This is a genomic window from Streptomyces sp. NPDC005181 (assembly GCF_040608395.1).
GTDB lineage: Bacteria > Actinomycetota > Actinomycetes > Streptomycetales > Streptomycetaceae > Streptomyces.
Genome location: NZ_JBEXID010000036.1, coordinates 49,031 through 62,517, shown reverse-complemented (window position 1 = coordinate 62,517; position 13,487 = coordinate 49,031). Strand labels below are relative to the sequence as shown.

13 protein-coding genes and 1 pseudogene are annotated in these 13,487 nt (G+C 70.2%); 6 read left to right on the top strand and 8 right to left on the bottom strand.

Translation table 11 applies throughout. From position 1 onward, the window contains the following. Positions 1-184 precede the first annotated feature (184 nt). Entirely contained in the window at positions 185-778 is a 594-nt protein-coding gene (locus ABZV38_RS22880; protein WP_356329672.1) for a hypothetical protein, read from the bottom strand. 482 nt (positions 779-1,260) lie between these two features. Here ABZV38_RS22880 and ABZV38_RS22875 point away from each other — a divergent pair, with 482 nt between their 5' ends. Next, complete coding sequence (locus ABZV38_RS22875) at positions 1,261-2,790, top strand: glutamate-cysteine ligase family protein (protein ID WP_356329670.1); 1,530 nt, start codon at positions 1,261-1,263, stop codon at positions 2,788-2,790. An 84-nt stretch (positions 2,791-2,874) separates the two neighbouring features. On the opposite strand, the pseudogene ABZV38_RS22870 reads toward ABZV38_RS22875, so the two are convergent. After that, a pseudogene (locus ABZV38_RS22870) lies at positions 2,875-3,551 on the bottom strand (hypothetical protein); the annotation flags it as partial. A gap of 183 nt (positions 3,552-3,734) precedes the next feature. On the opposite strand from ABZV38_RS22870, the gene ABZV38_RS22865 reads away from it, so the two are divergent. Further along, the gene (locus ABZV38_RS22865) at positions 3,735-4,514 is read left to right on the top strand and encodes a CPBP family intramembrane glutamic endopeptidase (RefSeq protein ID WP_356329668.1); all 780 of its coding nucleotides are present in this window, start codon (positions 3,735-3,737) and stop codon (positions 4,512-4,514) included. Between the two features lie 60 nt (positions 4,515-4,574). Here ABZV38_RS22865 and ABZV38_RS22860 read toward each other — a convergent pair whose 3' ends face one another. From ABZV38_RS22860 to ABZV38_RS22850, 3 genes are all read right to left on the bottom strand, one after another. Continuing rightward, positions 4,575-5,396, bottom strand: a complete 822-nt coding sequence (locus ABZV38_RS22860; protein WP_356329666.1) for a PhzF family phenazine biosynthesis protein — start codon at positions 5,394-5,396, stop codon at positions 4,575-4,577. Between the two features lie 85 nt (positions 5,397-5,481). Continuing rightward, the gene (locus tag ABZV38_RS22855) at positions 5,482-6,303 is read right to left on the bottom strand and encodes a methyltransferase domain-containing protein (RefSeq protein WP_356329664.1); all 822 of its coding nucleotides are present in this window, start codon (positions 6,301-6,303) and stop codon (positions 5,482-5,484) included. A gap of 162 nt (positions 6,304-6,465) precedes the next feature. Continuing rightward, positions 6,466-7,935: an FG-GAP-like repeat-containing protein gene (locus ABZV38_RS22850; protein ID WP_356329662.1), complete on the bottom strand. Its 1,470-nt coding sequence runs from the start codon at positions 7,933-7,935 to the stop codon at positions 6,466-6,468. A 346-nt stretch (positions 7,936-8,281) separates the two neighbouring features. Between ABZV38_RS22850 and ABZV38_RS22845 the strand changes: the two genes are divergently transcribed. Next, on the top strand, positions 8,282-8,908 hold the full coding sequence (locus tag ABZV38_RS22845; RefSeq protein ID WP_356329660.1) for a PadR family transcriptional regulator: 627 nt from the start codon (positions 8,282-8,284) through the stop codon (positions 8,906-8,908). A 66-nt stretch (positions 8,909-8,974) separates the two neighbouring features. On the opposite strand, the gene ABZV38_RS22840 is transcribed toward ABZV38_RS22845, so the two are convergent. Both ABZV38_RS22840 and ABZV38_RS22835 read right to left on the bottom strand, forming a co-directional pair. Then, positions 8,975-9,406: an SRPBCC family protein gene (locus tag ABZV38_RS22840; RefSeq protein WP_356329658.1), complete on the bottom strand. Its 432-nt coding sequence runs from the start codon at positions 9,404-9,406 to the stop codon at positions 8,975-8,977. 78 nt (positions 9,407-9,484) lie between these two features. Then, positions 9,485-9,679, bottom strand: a complete 195-nt coding sequence (locus ABZV38_RS22835; RefSeq protein ID WP_356329656.1) for a hypothetical protein — start codon at positions 9,677-9,679, stop codon at positions 9,485-9,487. A gap of 244 nt (positions 9,680-9,923) precedes the next feature. Here ABZV38_RS22835 and ABZV38_RS22830 point away from each other — a divergent pair, with 244 nt between their 5' ends. The 3 genes from ABZV38_RS22830 (at position 9,924) to ABZV38_RS22820 (ending at position 12,721) form a co-directional block, all read left to right on the top strand. Then, positions 9,924-10,454 carry a Clp protease N-terminal domain-containing protein gene (locus ABZV38_RS22830; protein WP_356329653.1) on the top strand — a complete coding sequence of 177 codons (531 nt, stop codon included), beginning with the start codon at positions 9,924-9,926 and terminating at the stop codon, positions 10,452-10,454. 83 nt (positions 10,455-10,537) lie between these two features. Beyond that, positions 10,538-11,605 (top strand): EamA family transporter, encoded by a 1,068-nt coding sequence (locus tag ABZV38_RS22825; RefSeq protein ID WP_356329651.1) that lies wholly within the window; start codon positions 10,538-10,540, stop codon positions 11,603-11,605. Between the two features lie 159 nt (positions 11,606-11,764). Beyond that, the gene (locus ABZV38_RS22820) at positions 11,765-12,721 is read left to right on the top strand and encodes a DMT family transporter (RefSeq protein WP_356329649.1); all 957 of its coding nucleotides are present in this window, start codon (positions 11,765-11,767) and stop codon (positions 12,719-12,721) included. Between the two features lie 66 nt (positions 12,722-12,787). Here ABZV38_RS22820 and ABZV38_RS22815 read toward each other — a convergent pair whose 3' ends face one another. Next, positions 12,788-13,483, bottom strand: coding sequence for a pyridoxamine 5'-phosphate oxidase family protein (locus ABZV38_RS22815; protein ID WP_356329647.1), 696 nt, complete (start codon positions 13,481-13,483; stop codon positions 12,788-12,790). Positions 13,484-13,487: the final 4 nt, after the last annotated feature.

The window sequence follows — 13,487 nt, the reverse complement described above, 5'->3', positions numbered from 1 at the left end:
CTCCTACTCCCATGACGCATCACCCGGCCGGACGGTTCAACACAACTGCACTGTCCCTTCGGGTGGTTCGGGGTGGCCGGACCAGACTAGTCCGGATGGCCTCCGGGGGCGTCCGAGCAGTAGCGTGCCCCGCCACCGGAAACGGCGACGGGGCACAGCACTGCGGGCCGGAGGCGGGCTGTGGTCAGGCTGGTGAACCGAGCAGGGGACCGGGGCCAGGGGTGATACGCAGCGTCATCACGGGGAGCAGATCGGCGACCCGGTGCGGGCGGTGTGCCGCGATGCCCGGTGGGGCGGGTGCCAGCGGTACCAGCAGGTCGGTGGGGGCGAGCGTGCCGCCGGACGCATCGGCCTCGATGTCCTCGTGCAGCCACAGCGTCAGCATGTAGAGCTCGGGGATGGAGAGCAGACGCGGCTGATAGTGCGGTGTCACCGTCTCCGCCTGGCGCAGGGCAAGTTCGGTCGAGGCAATGTACGGACCCTCGAAGAAGTGCGAGAAGGTCCACCCGTCCGGGGTGAGCATGGTATCGGCCGCGGCGACGGCCCGCTCCGAGCTGCGGATCAGGAAGCGCCACGCGGCCAGGCTGGTGCGTGGTGCGAGCCCGCTCGGGCCGATCCGCTCCAGCACATGGACGGGGAGCGGGAGTTCGGGGCTCAGCGGTCCCTGGACGGACCGGAGAGCCGGGGTGCGGGCCTCGCGGACTGCGGTGGGTGAACCGAGTGCCGCGAGGACGCTGCGCAGGGCGGGCGCGGGAGCCGGAGGTACGTGCAGCGGCATAGTGGGTCGCCTCTCACTTCGGAGACACGGTGATGCGTGGGCGGGGGCAGACGGCGCTGTCGGCGTGCGGGGCCAGAGGAGGCCGGTGACTGGGCCGGTGCGTCAACTCTCTGCCTCGTCCGCGGAGTTTATACGACAGGTGTTCACACGGTGTTTCCGCTAGCCGCCTCAGGCATTGCCGGCAAGGCGGTATCCGGACTTTATTATGCGGAGAATCTGCTGATTCGGTGTGTGTGGCGCAGCTGCTGCCTGGTGTTTTTTCCCGGCCGCGGTCGGCCGAAACACGCCGACGATTTCACCGCCCGCCGCACGGCGGAAACTGTGCAGTGCTTCATGCCGTCGGAATGTGCCCCTGGCGGCACCCTCAGATTAGTGGGTCCGCGCTGTCCGTGGGGGCGTTATCGATCACCTGCCCTGGGCATTATCGACCGTGACGCGAGCGGCCTGGGCCGCGGGCTGCCCACTCGAGGAGGGACGCTTCGATGGGGGAGAAGGTCGTGGCGGGCGCTTTTGACCTGTCCGATCGGCAGAGGTACCGGAGGAAGCTCCACCGGTGCCTGGAGGGGCTGGGGAGACTCCTGGTGGAGCGGAGGTTCGACCGCCCGCGCAACCTCATGGGCATGGAGATCGAGCTGAATCTGGCAGGTGTGGACGGCCTGCCTAGGATGATGAATGCGGAGGTGCTGGAGCGGATCGCGAGCCGTGATTTCCAGACCGAACTCGGGATGTTCAATTTGGAAGTAAACATAGTCCCGCACCGCCTGGCCGGACGCGTATTCGATCAACTGGCCGAGGAGCTCAGGACCGGCCTGGGATATGCCCACCGCAAGGCGGGAGAGGTCGCCGCCGGCATCATGATGATCGGAATACTGCCGACCCTCGACCATCAGGACCTGGTCGCGGCGAACCTCTCGGACGGGGACCGCTACGCGCTGCTGAACGATCAAATGGTGGCGGCGCGCGGCGAGGATTTCGCGCTCGATATCGAAGGCGTGGAACGATTGGTCTGTACCTCCTCCTCGATAACGCCCGAAGCGGCCTGTACCTCGGTCCAGCTGCATCTGCAGGTGACCCCGGCACGGTTCGCGGACGTGTGGAACGCGGCTCAGGCCGTCGCCGCCGTCCAGATCGCCCTGGGCGCCAACTCGCCCTTCCTGTTCGGCAGGGAGCTGTGGCGGGAGTCCCGCCCGCCGCTCTTCCAGCAGGCCACTGACACCAGGCCACCCGAACTGCAGAATCAGGGGGTGCGTCCGCGGACCTGGTTCGGCGAGCGGTGGATCAGTTCCGCGTATGAGCTCTTCGAGGAGAATCTGCGCTACTTCCCGCCGCTGCTGCCGATCTGTGACGAGGAGGACCCGCTGCAGATCCTCGACGAGGGCGGCGTGCCGGCGCTTCAGGAGCTTGTGCTGCACAACGGCACGGTCTACCGATGGAACCGGCCGGTGTACGGGCTGGCCGACGGCGTACCCCATCTCCGCGTCGAGAACCGCGTCCTGCCCGCCGGGCCCACCGTCACCGATGTGATAGCCAACGCCGCGCTCTACTACGGCCTGGTGCGGGCGCTCGCGGAGGAGCCCCGTCCGGTGTGGACCAGGCTGCCGTTCGCCGCCGCGGCCGAGAACTTCGACACCGCCTGCCGCCAGGGCATCGACGCCGAGCTGATCTGGCCCCGGCCGGGGCGGTCGGGCGGCCTGACCCGGGTGTCGGCCGTCAAGCTCGTACGGGACGAACTGCTGCCGCTCGCCGCGGCGGGGCTCGATGCCTGGAACATCGAGCCCGCGGACCGCGACCACTACCTCGGGGTCATCGAGGAGCGCTGCAAGCGGCGGGTGAACGGGGCGTCCTGGCAGGCGGACACGTACCACCGGGGGCTGGACGCCGGGCTCGCACGGGACGCGGCGCTCGCGGCCACCACGCGCCGGTATGCCGAGCTGATGCACAGCGGCGAGCCCGTGCACACCTGGCCGGTCGGCCTCCCGGACCGCCCTGAGACCGGCCGGGTGCGCCCGTAGGCCCTGTGCAGGTGCTGTCCGGCGCCTTTCCCGGCCGCGCGCCGGCTATTCCTCGGCGCGGCCGCACTGTACGGCTGTCATCACGTTGACCAGCGTGTACGGGTAGTCGAGCAGCGGGGTGCCGTCCTTCGGGTAGAAGAGATCGAGCCTCCCGTCCCCGGTCGAGCCGGTGTTGTGGGCGAACGCAGCCTGCTCGGAGAGCAGTATCGCCTGGTTGCGTTGCGGGTTGCCGCCCTCGGCGCCCCGAGTCGTCCTGCGCCAGCGTTTCGAGCATCTGCGTGTCACCGTCGGACATCCGCTGCGCGAGCAGTTTGGCGGTGACCGCGACCCTGGTGTCGCTGTCTCCGCCCTGCTGGTCCGACGAAGCGGCGATGCTGGTGAGAGCCAGCAGGCCGGTGGCGCTGCGTGCGGGATCTGCGGCGCCGAGGCGCACCTTGTCCGACTCCGTCGCCGAGCCCGTCAACTCGGCCCAGGAGTACTTCTTCTTCGGCCAGCCGAGGGCTGACCTCGTCCTTGCGCGCCTGGTCGGCGACTGCACGCACGGCGGGGGCGATGTCGGGTGAGGTCATCATGGATGGCCGTACGGCGGACTCCTCGCAGGACTTCGAGAACGACAACAGGCCACCCTGCGCAGCGACTGCCGTACCTGCCGCTACACCGAGGACGACCATGGTGGCGATGGCAACAGGGCGACGGCGTGGCGGAGAGCTGCCCCCGCCTGCTCACGTCGCGCAGTCATCGGGCAAGCTGTGGCGTCCCATGTCGGTGGTGCCCCTCCTTGAGGATGAACAAGGAAAAGGGGGACCACACCGTCACCAATGGTGGTCGTCCCCCGCCTGTCGAGCATGATCTTCGTACCTGTATTCGAGGCCCTAGCGGGACGGGGAGCGGGATGAGGCGCGAATGCACAGCTGAAGGCGGGTGTACAGGTGGCGGAGGAGCGCGTGGCTGATTCTTTCCCCCAAGAGGCCGTGTCACGACGGATCCTGCGGTCCGAAACAGTGCTGGTGCTGGCTCTCTCACTGGGTGCCAGCGGGGTGTCTGCCCTGATCAGTTTTGTCGGATCGCTGACGAAACCGGGGGCCTTGAAGGAACAGGCTGCGACGCTCAACAGCTCGTACGCTCCAGGGCGTCCCTGGCTGGATCTCGCCTGGCAACTCTTCGGTATCGCCACGGCGCTGGTCCCCGTCGCGCTGGTGGCGCACCTGCTGATCAGGGAGGGGACGAGCCTGCGTGCCATCGGGTTCGACCGGAGCAGGCCCGGGTCGGACCTGGGGCGCGGCGTGTTGATCGCGGCGGGCATCGGCAGCGCCGGGCTCGCCTTCTATCTGGTGGCGCGGGCTGCCGGGTTCAACCTCACGGTGGTTCCGGAGTCGCTTCCCGGCGTGTGGTGGAAGTATCCGGTACTGATCCTCTCCGCGCTGCAGAACTCCGTGGTGGAGGAAGTGATCGTCGTCGGGTATCTGCTTCGCAGACTCGGGCAGTTGGGGTGGACTCCGATGGCCTCCCTGGTGGCGAGTTCGGTGCTGCGTGGCTCGTACCACCTGTACCAGGGGATCGGCGGTTTCCTCGGCAACATGGCGATGGGCGTCGTCTTCGTGCTGCTGTACCGGCGCTGGGGGCGCGTGGGCCCGCTGGTCGTGGCGCATGCGCTGCTCGACATCGGGGCGTTCGTCGGGTACGCGCTGCTGGCCGGGAAGGTGGGGTGGCTGCCGACGCCGTGACCGGGTGGCGCGCAGAGAGGGGGCCTACGGATCATTGCGTACGCCCCCGTCCCCTGTCGGTCAGAAGGTGGTCAGCAGTTCACCGTCGACGACTGTCACCGCGCTGCCCGTCAGCAGTGTGCGGTCGCCGCGCAACGACGTGCGGACCAGGCCGGAACGCGCCGAGGCCTGCAGGCCGGTCAGCTCGTCACGGCCGAACCGGGCCGACCAGAAGGGGGCCAGTGCGGTGTGGGCGCTGCCGGTGACCGGGTCCTCGTCGATACCGACCCGGGGGAAGAAGCCGCGGGAGACGTAGTCGTAGCCACGGGCCGGGTCCTCGGCAGCGGCCGTGGCGATGATGCCGCGCCGTGAGCAGGCGGCCAGCCCGGCGAAGTCCGGGGTCAGTCCGCGTACGGACTCCTCGTCGGACAGTTCGACGAGCAGGTCGCCGATGTGGGCTCCGGTGTCGTGGACGGACAGCGGTTCCGCGCCCAGGGCGACGGCCAGGCCGGCCGGGGCGGAGGCCGGCGTGAGCGGGGCCGTGGGGAAGTCGAGTGTGAGTGAGCCGTTCGGGTGGGCGGTGGAGGTGAGGATCCCGCAGCGGGCGGCGAAGCGCACCGTTCCATGGGCCGTTCCGGTTGTGTGCAGGACGTGGGCTGTGGCGAGGGTGGCGTGCCCGCACATGTCCACTTCGGTGGCCGGGGTGAACCAGCGCAGCGCCCAGTCCGCCTCTCCGCCCGGCGGCAGGGGGTGCGCGAAGGCGGTCTCGGAGAGGTTCATCTCCAGGGCGACCTGCTGGAGCAGATCGGCTTCGGGGAAGGCGTCGGAGTCCAGGAGCAGCACGGCTGCGGGGTTGCCGGTGAAGGGGCGGTCGGTGAACGCGTCGACGATTCGGATCCTCATGGGATGACCGTAAGGGTTCCGGAAAGCGGCGGACCAAGGCCAATTCCAGGCCGCCGGCCCGGAATGCTGCGAGCTTCCCCAGAGGTTACGGCCGTCGTCCCCACGCGGAGACGAGCGGAGCGGTGGCCAGATCGAGGCGTCCGGTGGCGACGTTCTTCAGGTGCTGATCGATCTCCTCGTCGGTGGCGAGCCCCGACGCCACGAGCCGGTCGCGGATCTGTCGCACGGTGGCGGCCTCGAGGACGGTGCACGCCGGTGAGGCGATCGGGAAGTACGCGTCGGCCTGCACATCGTCCAGGCCCGCTTCACGCAGCAGCCGGGGCAAGGTCCGGCCGTAGGCCAGGTCTGCGCCGCGGGCCGCCATGAGTTCACGGAAGCCTGACCGGAGGCGATTGGCGAGGCGCTGTTCGGGGCCCGACTCGTCGGGGCACAGCAGCGGCTGCAACCCGGGGTCGGCGTCCTCCAGGAGGAGCACACCACCGGGGCGCAGCGCCTGGATCATCCGGCGCAGCGCCTCGGCGCGGTCGGTGACGTGCACGAGGACGAGCCGTGCATGCACCAGGTCGAAGCCACCGGGAGGCGGGGGATCGGCGGCGACATCGTGGCGCAGCACCTCGACGACTTCGTTCGCGGCGCCCTGCGCCCACGACACATCGATGTCCGTCGCGAGCACCGCTCCGGTCGGCCCGACCCGCGCGGCCAGCCCTGCGGGAACGGAGGGGCCGCCGGCTCCGATCTCCCAGCACCGCATACCCGTGGTGATCCCGAGCCGGTCGACATGCCGGAAGGTCCCCGGGTCGAAGAGTTCGGCGAGGGCGCCGAAGCGGATGCCCGCCTCGGACTGCTGGTTGTCGAGCAGGTAACCGTGGTCCGGGCCGTGCCCGTGCCCCGGGCCAGGTGCAGTCATGTCGCATCGCCTTCGTCCTGTGCCGTCTCGGGCACGTGCGCAAGTGTCCCATCGAAGGCTGAGCGCGTGGCATCGACCTCTGAGCTTGTTCGCTTTGTGGATGTGGGTCCGGGACGGCCACTCGTCCGATCGTCGGGCCCGGGGGATCTTCCGGTCAGGTGCTCAGCCGAAGTTCGGCCCGTTGTCGTTCGAGAGGTCCATTCCGAAGCGGGCGCCGGGTACCGGGGCACCCAGGTCGACCGGGTTGAAGGCGAACGCGCCCGTGGCGGTCAGGCCCGAGGAGGCGCCGCGCAGGGACCACACCGCGCCGCCGTCCGCGACCGTGCCGAGGTTCTCGCCGGGGGCGCCGGCCGCGAGGTCCGCCTTCCCGTTGCCGTTGATGTCGAGCAGCCGGACCGCGCCGCCGAAGTGGTCGTCGGCCTCCGCAACGCCGGGGACGCCCGACGTGTTCTGGTGGAACGCCTGCGCGCCGGTGCCGCTCAGGCCGCCCGAGCCGCCCTTCAGCAGCACCACCGAGCCCGCTGCCCTGGTCGTGCCGATGGCCTCGAAGGGAACGCCTGCGGCGAGGTCGGCGTAACCGTCGCCGTTGACGTCGCCGGCGTTGAGCCGGGCACCGAACTGGTCGCCCTTCTCGCTGACTCCGGGCACGCCCGTGGTGTTCTGCGTGATGGTCTTCGTCCGGGTGGTGCTCGGGCCGGACGCCGAGCCGTAGTAGATCTTGACGCTCCCGGCGTCGTAGGGGAGATCCTCCGTGATGCCGTTCGGGATCACCCTGGCGGCGAGGTCGGCCTTGCCGTCCCTGTCGAAATCGCCGACCGCGGTGGTGGCGGCGGAGGGCAGCGGGGTGGAGGTCGCCGACAGGCCGTGAGCCGTGCCCCGCCACAGCTTGCCGCCTTCGGCGTGCTCCTCGTAGGCGTAGAAGGTGCACAGGTCGTCGATGCCGTCGCCGTCGAAGTCGCCCGCCGCGGTGGTGATGATGGAGTTGTCCGTGCTGAACATGGTCACCTGCTGCTCGCGGGCGGGGGCCCCGGCGCGGGTGAACGGCCCGTACATCACGCTGCGCAGGTCGTAGTCGTCGCTGTGAGACATCATCAGGTCCGTCTTGCCGTCGCCGTCGAAGTCGCCGGCGGTGAGGTTCGCGCCGACAGTGGCGTTGACGGGCGCCGGGATGCGCACCGAGCCCTGGCCGGTGACGCCGCCGCTGCGGCCCCAGAGGATGATGACGGAGCCGGAGTTGTTCGTGGCCGCGAGCGCCTCGTTGGTCACCAGGGCGAGGTCGGTGAGGCCGTCACCGTCGAGGTCGCGGGCGAACATCCGGTAGCCGAAGCCGTGGTCGTCACCAGGAGTGCCGGGCACGCCCGGGGTGCCCTGGGTGATGATCGTGGTGTGCGCCGTGCCGAGGCCCTGCGCGGAGCCGTAGCTGATGGCGATGTAGCCCGCCCAGGAGTGGCCGTTGATGGTGGCGGCGGGGGCGGAGACCGCTAGGTCCTGGTAGCCGTCGCCGTTGAAGTCCTCCCGTTCGGTGGTGGCGGCCGGGCCCGCCGTGGTACTTGCGGGCGCCGCGGAGGCCATGCTGCCGGAAAGCGCCGTGGCCGTGCAGACGGCGGCTGCCACCAAGGTGCGAATACCCACAATTCCTCCATGAACCGCGTGCGGAGAGCCAATGGTGCGCGAGGCGTGAGGGCTCGACTGTGAGACACGCGCGGCGGGTGGATGGTTGCCCGGTGAACAGGAAGTGAATACGGCTGTCGGGGTGGGGGTGCGGGGCCGAGTGATGCTTCCGCAGGTTGCCGCCCGGTCGCTGTGGCCGCTGCTCAGGCTTCGGTGACGCGGACCTACTGGCCACCACATTTTCCGTGGCCATGCTCAACCTTCTCTGACACAGGACAGCAAGGCCCCTACAAGGCGATTGCCGTACGACCGGTTCCGATATATCGTTGACGCATCGCGACAGGTCAACGATGGGAGGAGCGTAGCGATGCGTTCACATGGACACGAGCACGAGCATGGGCACGGACATGGGCACTGCGGGCCCGGTCATCAAGGTCGGGGTGACTTCGAGGGGCGCCGCGCCGCTTTCGGGCAGTTCGGTCCGCCGTTCGGTGGAGGTCCGTTCGGCGGGGGCCCCTTCGGCGGGGGACGCGGTCGCGGAGGCGGCCGGGGGCGGGCGCGTCGTGGTGACGTCCGCGCTTCGATCCTGGCGCTGCTGAAGGACCGGCCGATGCACGGATACGAGATGATCCAGGAGATCGGCGAGCGCAGCGGCGGGGCCTGGCGGCCCAGCCCCGGCTCGGTCTACCCGACCCTTCAGCTGCTGGAGGACGAGGGGCTGATCATCAGCGCGAGCGAGGGCGGCAAGAAGCTGTTCACGCTCACCGACAGCGGCCGCACCGAGGCGGAGTCCGGGTCCGAGGCGCCCTGGGAGGAGGCCGGGCGCGGGGTCGACTGGGAGAGCGTGAACGAGATCCGACAGGCCGGCTTCGGTCTGATGGAGGCGTTCGGTCAGGTCTGGAAGACCGGCTCGGCCGATCAGCGCCAGAAGGCGCTCTCGGTGATCAATGACGCCCGTAAGAAGCTCTATCTGATCCTTGCCGACGAGCACTGACCCGATGGGTGCGCTGCGAGGGGCCCCGTGGCCGAGGTGTGGGGCCCCTCGTCCGTCCGGAGGCGGTCAGGCGGCGACCAGTCCGTTCAGCTTGCGGAGCGACTCGGCGAGCGCGGCGGTCGCCGAGTCCTTGAGCTTGCCCGCCATGAGGGAGACCGCGGCGCCGGTGAACTCTCCGTCGATGCGGACCGTGGTGGCATCGCCGTCGGGCGTCAGTGAGTAGCGCATGGCCAGATTGACGCCCATGGGGCCCTTGCCCTTGGTGGTCAGCAGCCGGGCGGTCTCCAGCTCCTCCACCGTCCAGGTCACCTCGGCGGGGAAGCCCATGAGCTTCATGTTCTCCTCGTAGGTGGCTGCGAGTTCGAGTGTGGCCGGGCCGCCTTTGGGGAAGCTGGTGTGGGTGGCGTTCCACTGGCCGTACGCGGTGAAGTCCGTCAGCTGGGCCCAGACCTTCTCGGCCGGTGCTTCGATACGCGCTTCGGCACTGACTTCGGCCATGCGACCACCCCTTCTCGTCGGGTTACGGTGTCGCGGAACGTAGCCGCAGTAGCGAGAACATTCAATACTGATGAACCGTCAGATCTGTTGGGTCCGGGCCGCCCGCCAGATCAACGCCGCGTCGAAGCGGTCGAAGGCGCGGGGATGCGGGCCGTCGTCACGGCAGTGGAACGCCGCCCAGAACAGGTCGGCGAGCAGGGCGTCGCAGGGTGCGTGGACCCGGTAGACGTACTCCCGTCCGTCGATCGCCGGCAGGGCGACCATCCATGACACTCCGGCACTCCCATCGGGCAGTCGCAAAAGTGGTGTCGCGTGAGTGACGTGTACGGGGCGGCCAGCGGTTGCTCCGGGATCGCAGGGCAAGGCGGCGCGCGCTGGTTCCCGGGATCGGTTCCGTCAATGGCGAGATCTCATCCGTAAGGAGGAGGAACCGCTCTGATGTGCCCAACTTCGGTGGGATGTGTAAATGGGCCCCTCCGGGGATGCCCGCGCGCCACAGGACTGATGGGGTGAGAGGGTGCAAAACCGGACGCCGCGGATCCCTCAGCAGCCCGCATCGAACCGTGCTGAGCTCGACGCCATTCTCACTGTGGAGCTGGCCTCGGTGGTGACAGGTGCCCGCAGGCGCGCACTGCGTGACGGCGACCGGCAGATCGACACGGCTCATCTGCTGCATTCCCTCATCGAGTCGGACCCGGAGGTCCGCGCGGCCTTCGACGGCCGGCCGCAACTCGCCAAGGTGCTGGGCTACCTCGTGCAGCGCTCCATCGGTTACGGACTCCGCTGGCAGGGCGCCGTGGAGGACTCCGGTGCGGTGCCCGTGGTGCCGGAGGCGGGGGTGGACGGTTGGTCGCCCTCGGCCGTCTCGGCGATGGAGGGCGCGCGCGGGCGGGCGGAACTGCGCGGTGACGCGCGGGCCGGGGGCCTTGATCTGCTCGCCGCGCTGGCGGCGGACCAGGAGTGCCGGGCCGTCGAGGTGCTGGAACGGGCCGGTGTCGACGCGGCGCTGCTCGCGGACCGGATCGCGAAGGCTTCCCGGCAGAGCTGACGTTGCGGGGGCGTGATCCGTACGACGCGCATGACAGTGGTGACCATGGTGACGGTCCTGACGGCAGCTGTCATGATGTCCCGATGCACGCGTCTCAGGGGAGAAGCGCCGGCCTGGGACTAGCCCTGGCCTCGGCGTTCGCATTCGGTGGTTCCGGGGTGGCGGCCAAGCCGCTGATCGAGGCGGGGCTCGACCCGCTTCATGTGGTGTGGCTACGGGTGGCCGGCGCCGCCCTTGTCATGCTGCCTGTGGCCTGGCGCCACCGCGATCTCGTACGCAGTCGGCCGGTCCTGCTGGTGGGCTTCGGGCTGCTCGCCGTCGCGGGCCTCCAGGCCTGCTACTTCGCCGCTATCTCCCGTATCCCCGTCGGTGTGGCGCTGCTCGTCGAGTATCTGGCGCCTGCGCTCGTTCTCGGCTGGGTCCGGTTCGTCCAGCGCCGTCCGGTCACCCGGGCCGCCGCGGTCGGCGTCGTCCTTGCGGTCGGGGGCCTCGCCTGTGTGGTCGAGGTGTGGTCCGGGCTGAGCTTCGACGCCGTCGGGCTGCTGCTCGCCCTCGGCGCCGCGTGCTGCCAGGTCGGCTACTTCGTCCTCTCCGACCAGGGGAGCCAGGACAGCGCGGCGGGCGCGGAACCTCCGCATCCGGTCGGCGTCATCGCGTACGGACTGCTGATAGGCGCGGTCGTTCTCACGGTGATTGCACGGCCCTGGGGCATGGACTGGTCCCTGCTCGGCGGCAGCGCGGCCATGAACGGGACGGATGCGCCCGCGTGGCTGCTGCTCGTCTGGATCGTGCTGCTCGCCACCGTGATCGCCTACGTCACCGGTGTGATCTCGGTGCGGCTGCTCTCCCCGGCGGTCGCGGGTGTCGTCGCTTGTCTGGAGGCGGTCATCGCGACCGTGCTCGCCTGGGTCCTGCTCGGCGAACACCTCTCCGCGCCCCAGCTCATCGGCGGTTCCGTGGTGCTGATCGGTGCGTTCATCGCCCAGTCGTCGACGCCGAAGGCGCCTTCCGGGCCCGTCGCATCGGGGCCGGGCGAGGCTCACGCCGAGGAGCGGAGCCAAGGGGCGCATGCAGACCGCGGCGAGGCGCGGGGCGGGGGCCGTGCGGCGGCCGCCGAGGAGGAGTTGCCCGCCGAGCGTGCCGCCACGTAATGTGCCGATCATGCACTCGACCGTACTTCCGCCGCCTGCCGCCTAGCTCGGGCGGCCACTCCTGACGAAGACCGGGCTCGGGCAGTCCCCGAGCGGATCGTCGCTGCCCGTGTGCGGAGCCGAGCGACCATCGTCCTGTCTTTCCCGTGGAGAAGTCACGTGTCGAATCCTGCTGCCGGCCTGCCCGTCGGGCGGAGCCTGTTCTATCTGATCGTTGCCGGAGTGGCCTGGGGTACCGCGGGGGCTGCCGCCTCGCTGATCTTCCGGGTCAGCGATCTCGGCCCTCTCGCCCTGTCGTTCTGGCGCTGCGTAGGCGGCCTGGTGCTGCTGCTTGCCGCGCTCGTCCTGCGGCCCGGGCGCACCGCCGCCCCCGCCGAGTCACGGCGGCGCCGGCTGCTGCGCATCATCGGGACCGGCGTCGGCCTCACCCTGTTCCAGAGCGCGTACTTCGCGGCCGTGGAGGCGACCGGCCTCGCGGTCGGGACCGTGGTGACGCTGGGGGCGGGGCCCGTGCTCATCGCGGTCGGCGCGCGGCTGACCATGGGGGAGCGGCTGGGCGGCGGCGGACTCGCCGCGGTGGTGGGCGCGCTCGCCGGGCTCGCCGTGCTGGTGCTCGGCGGTGAGGGCGGTACGGTGCGGCCCGCCGGGGTCGCGCTGGCGCTGCTCTCCGCTGCCGGTTACGCCGCCATCACCCTGCTCACCCGGTGGCTCGGCCGCGACGGCGGTGGCTCCGACGCGCTCGCCACCAGTGCCTGGGCGTTCGGGATCGGGGCACTCGGGCTGCTGCCGATGGCGGCCGCCGAAGGGCTCGTGCCACACACCGCGGACGCCGCCCAGGTGGTGTGGCTGCTGGTGTACGTCGCAGCCGTCCCGACCGCGCTCGCCTACGCGCTCTACTTCGCGGGCGCGGCGGTGGTGCGGGCCGCGACCGTGTCCGTGATCATGCTGCTCGAACCGGTGAGCGCGGCGGTCATCGCTGTTGCCGTGCTCCGTGAGCCGCTCACCGCGGCCACAGTCGTCGGCACCTTGCTGCTGCTCACAGCGGTCGCGGGGCTCGCCGTCGCCGAGACGCGCAGTGCGTCGAACGCCCGTCGCCGGGCGGCCGTTCCGGCCTGACGCTGAACGGTCGTCCGGGAGCGCGGGCCCACCCCCTCGTAGCGGACCCGCGCTCCCGGAACCCTGTCAGAGAACGGTCAGATAGTCGGGCACGGCGATGGCCGGATCGAGATCGTCCGACGGCTGCGGCGCACGGTAGCCATGGGCCAGCGGCACGACGCCCGCCCAGTGCGGCAGCGCGAGATCGTCCGGCTCGTCGTTCGGGCCTCCGGTTCGCACCTTCGCGGAGACCTCGTCGAGATCGAGCCTGATCACGGCCGTCGCGGCGAGCTCCTTCCCGTTGGCCGGACGGGAGTCGGCGGCCCGGCCGGGAACGACATGATTGACGATCGCGTCGAGCGCGATGCGCCGCTCCTGCGGGTCGGTGACGGTACGGGCGACGCCATGGACCACCACGGAGCGGTAGTTGATCGAGTGGTGGAAGGCGGAGCGGGCCAGCACAAGAGCGTCGACATGCGTCACCGTGAGACAGACAGGCAGGCCGGGGTCCTCCTGGTCTGCCGCCCGCAGCGGCCGGGAGCCGGTCGAACCATGCACGTACAGCCGCTCACCGATCCGGCCGAACAGCGTCGGCAGGACGACCGGCGCGCCGTCGCGGACGAAGCCGAGATGGCAGAGGTACGCCTCGTCGAGTATCGAATGGACCAGCTCCCGGTCGTACGAGGCGCGCTCCCGGGAACGGGTCGGGACGGTCCGCTCGGTCGGTTCGTACGAGGCTGCTGTCTCCGGGCCCGTGGTCTGCGGCGGTGCGGCGTCCGGCATTGCC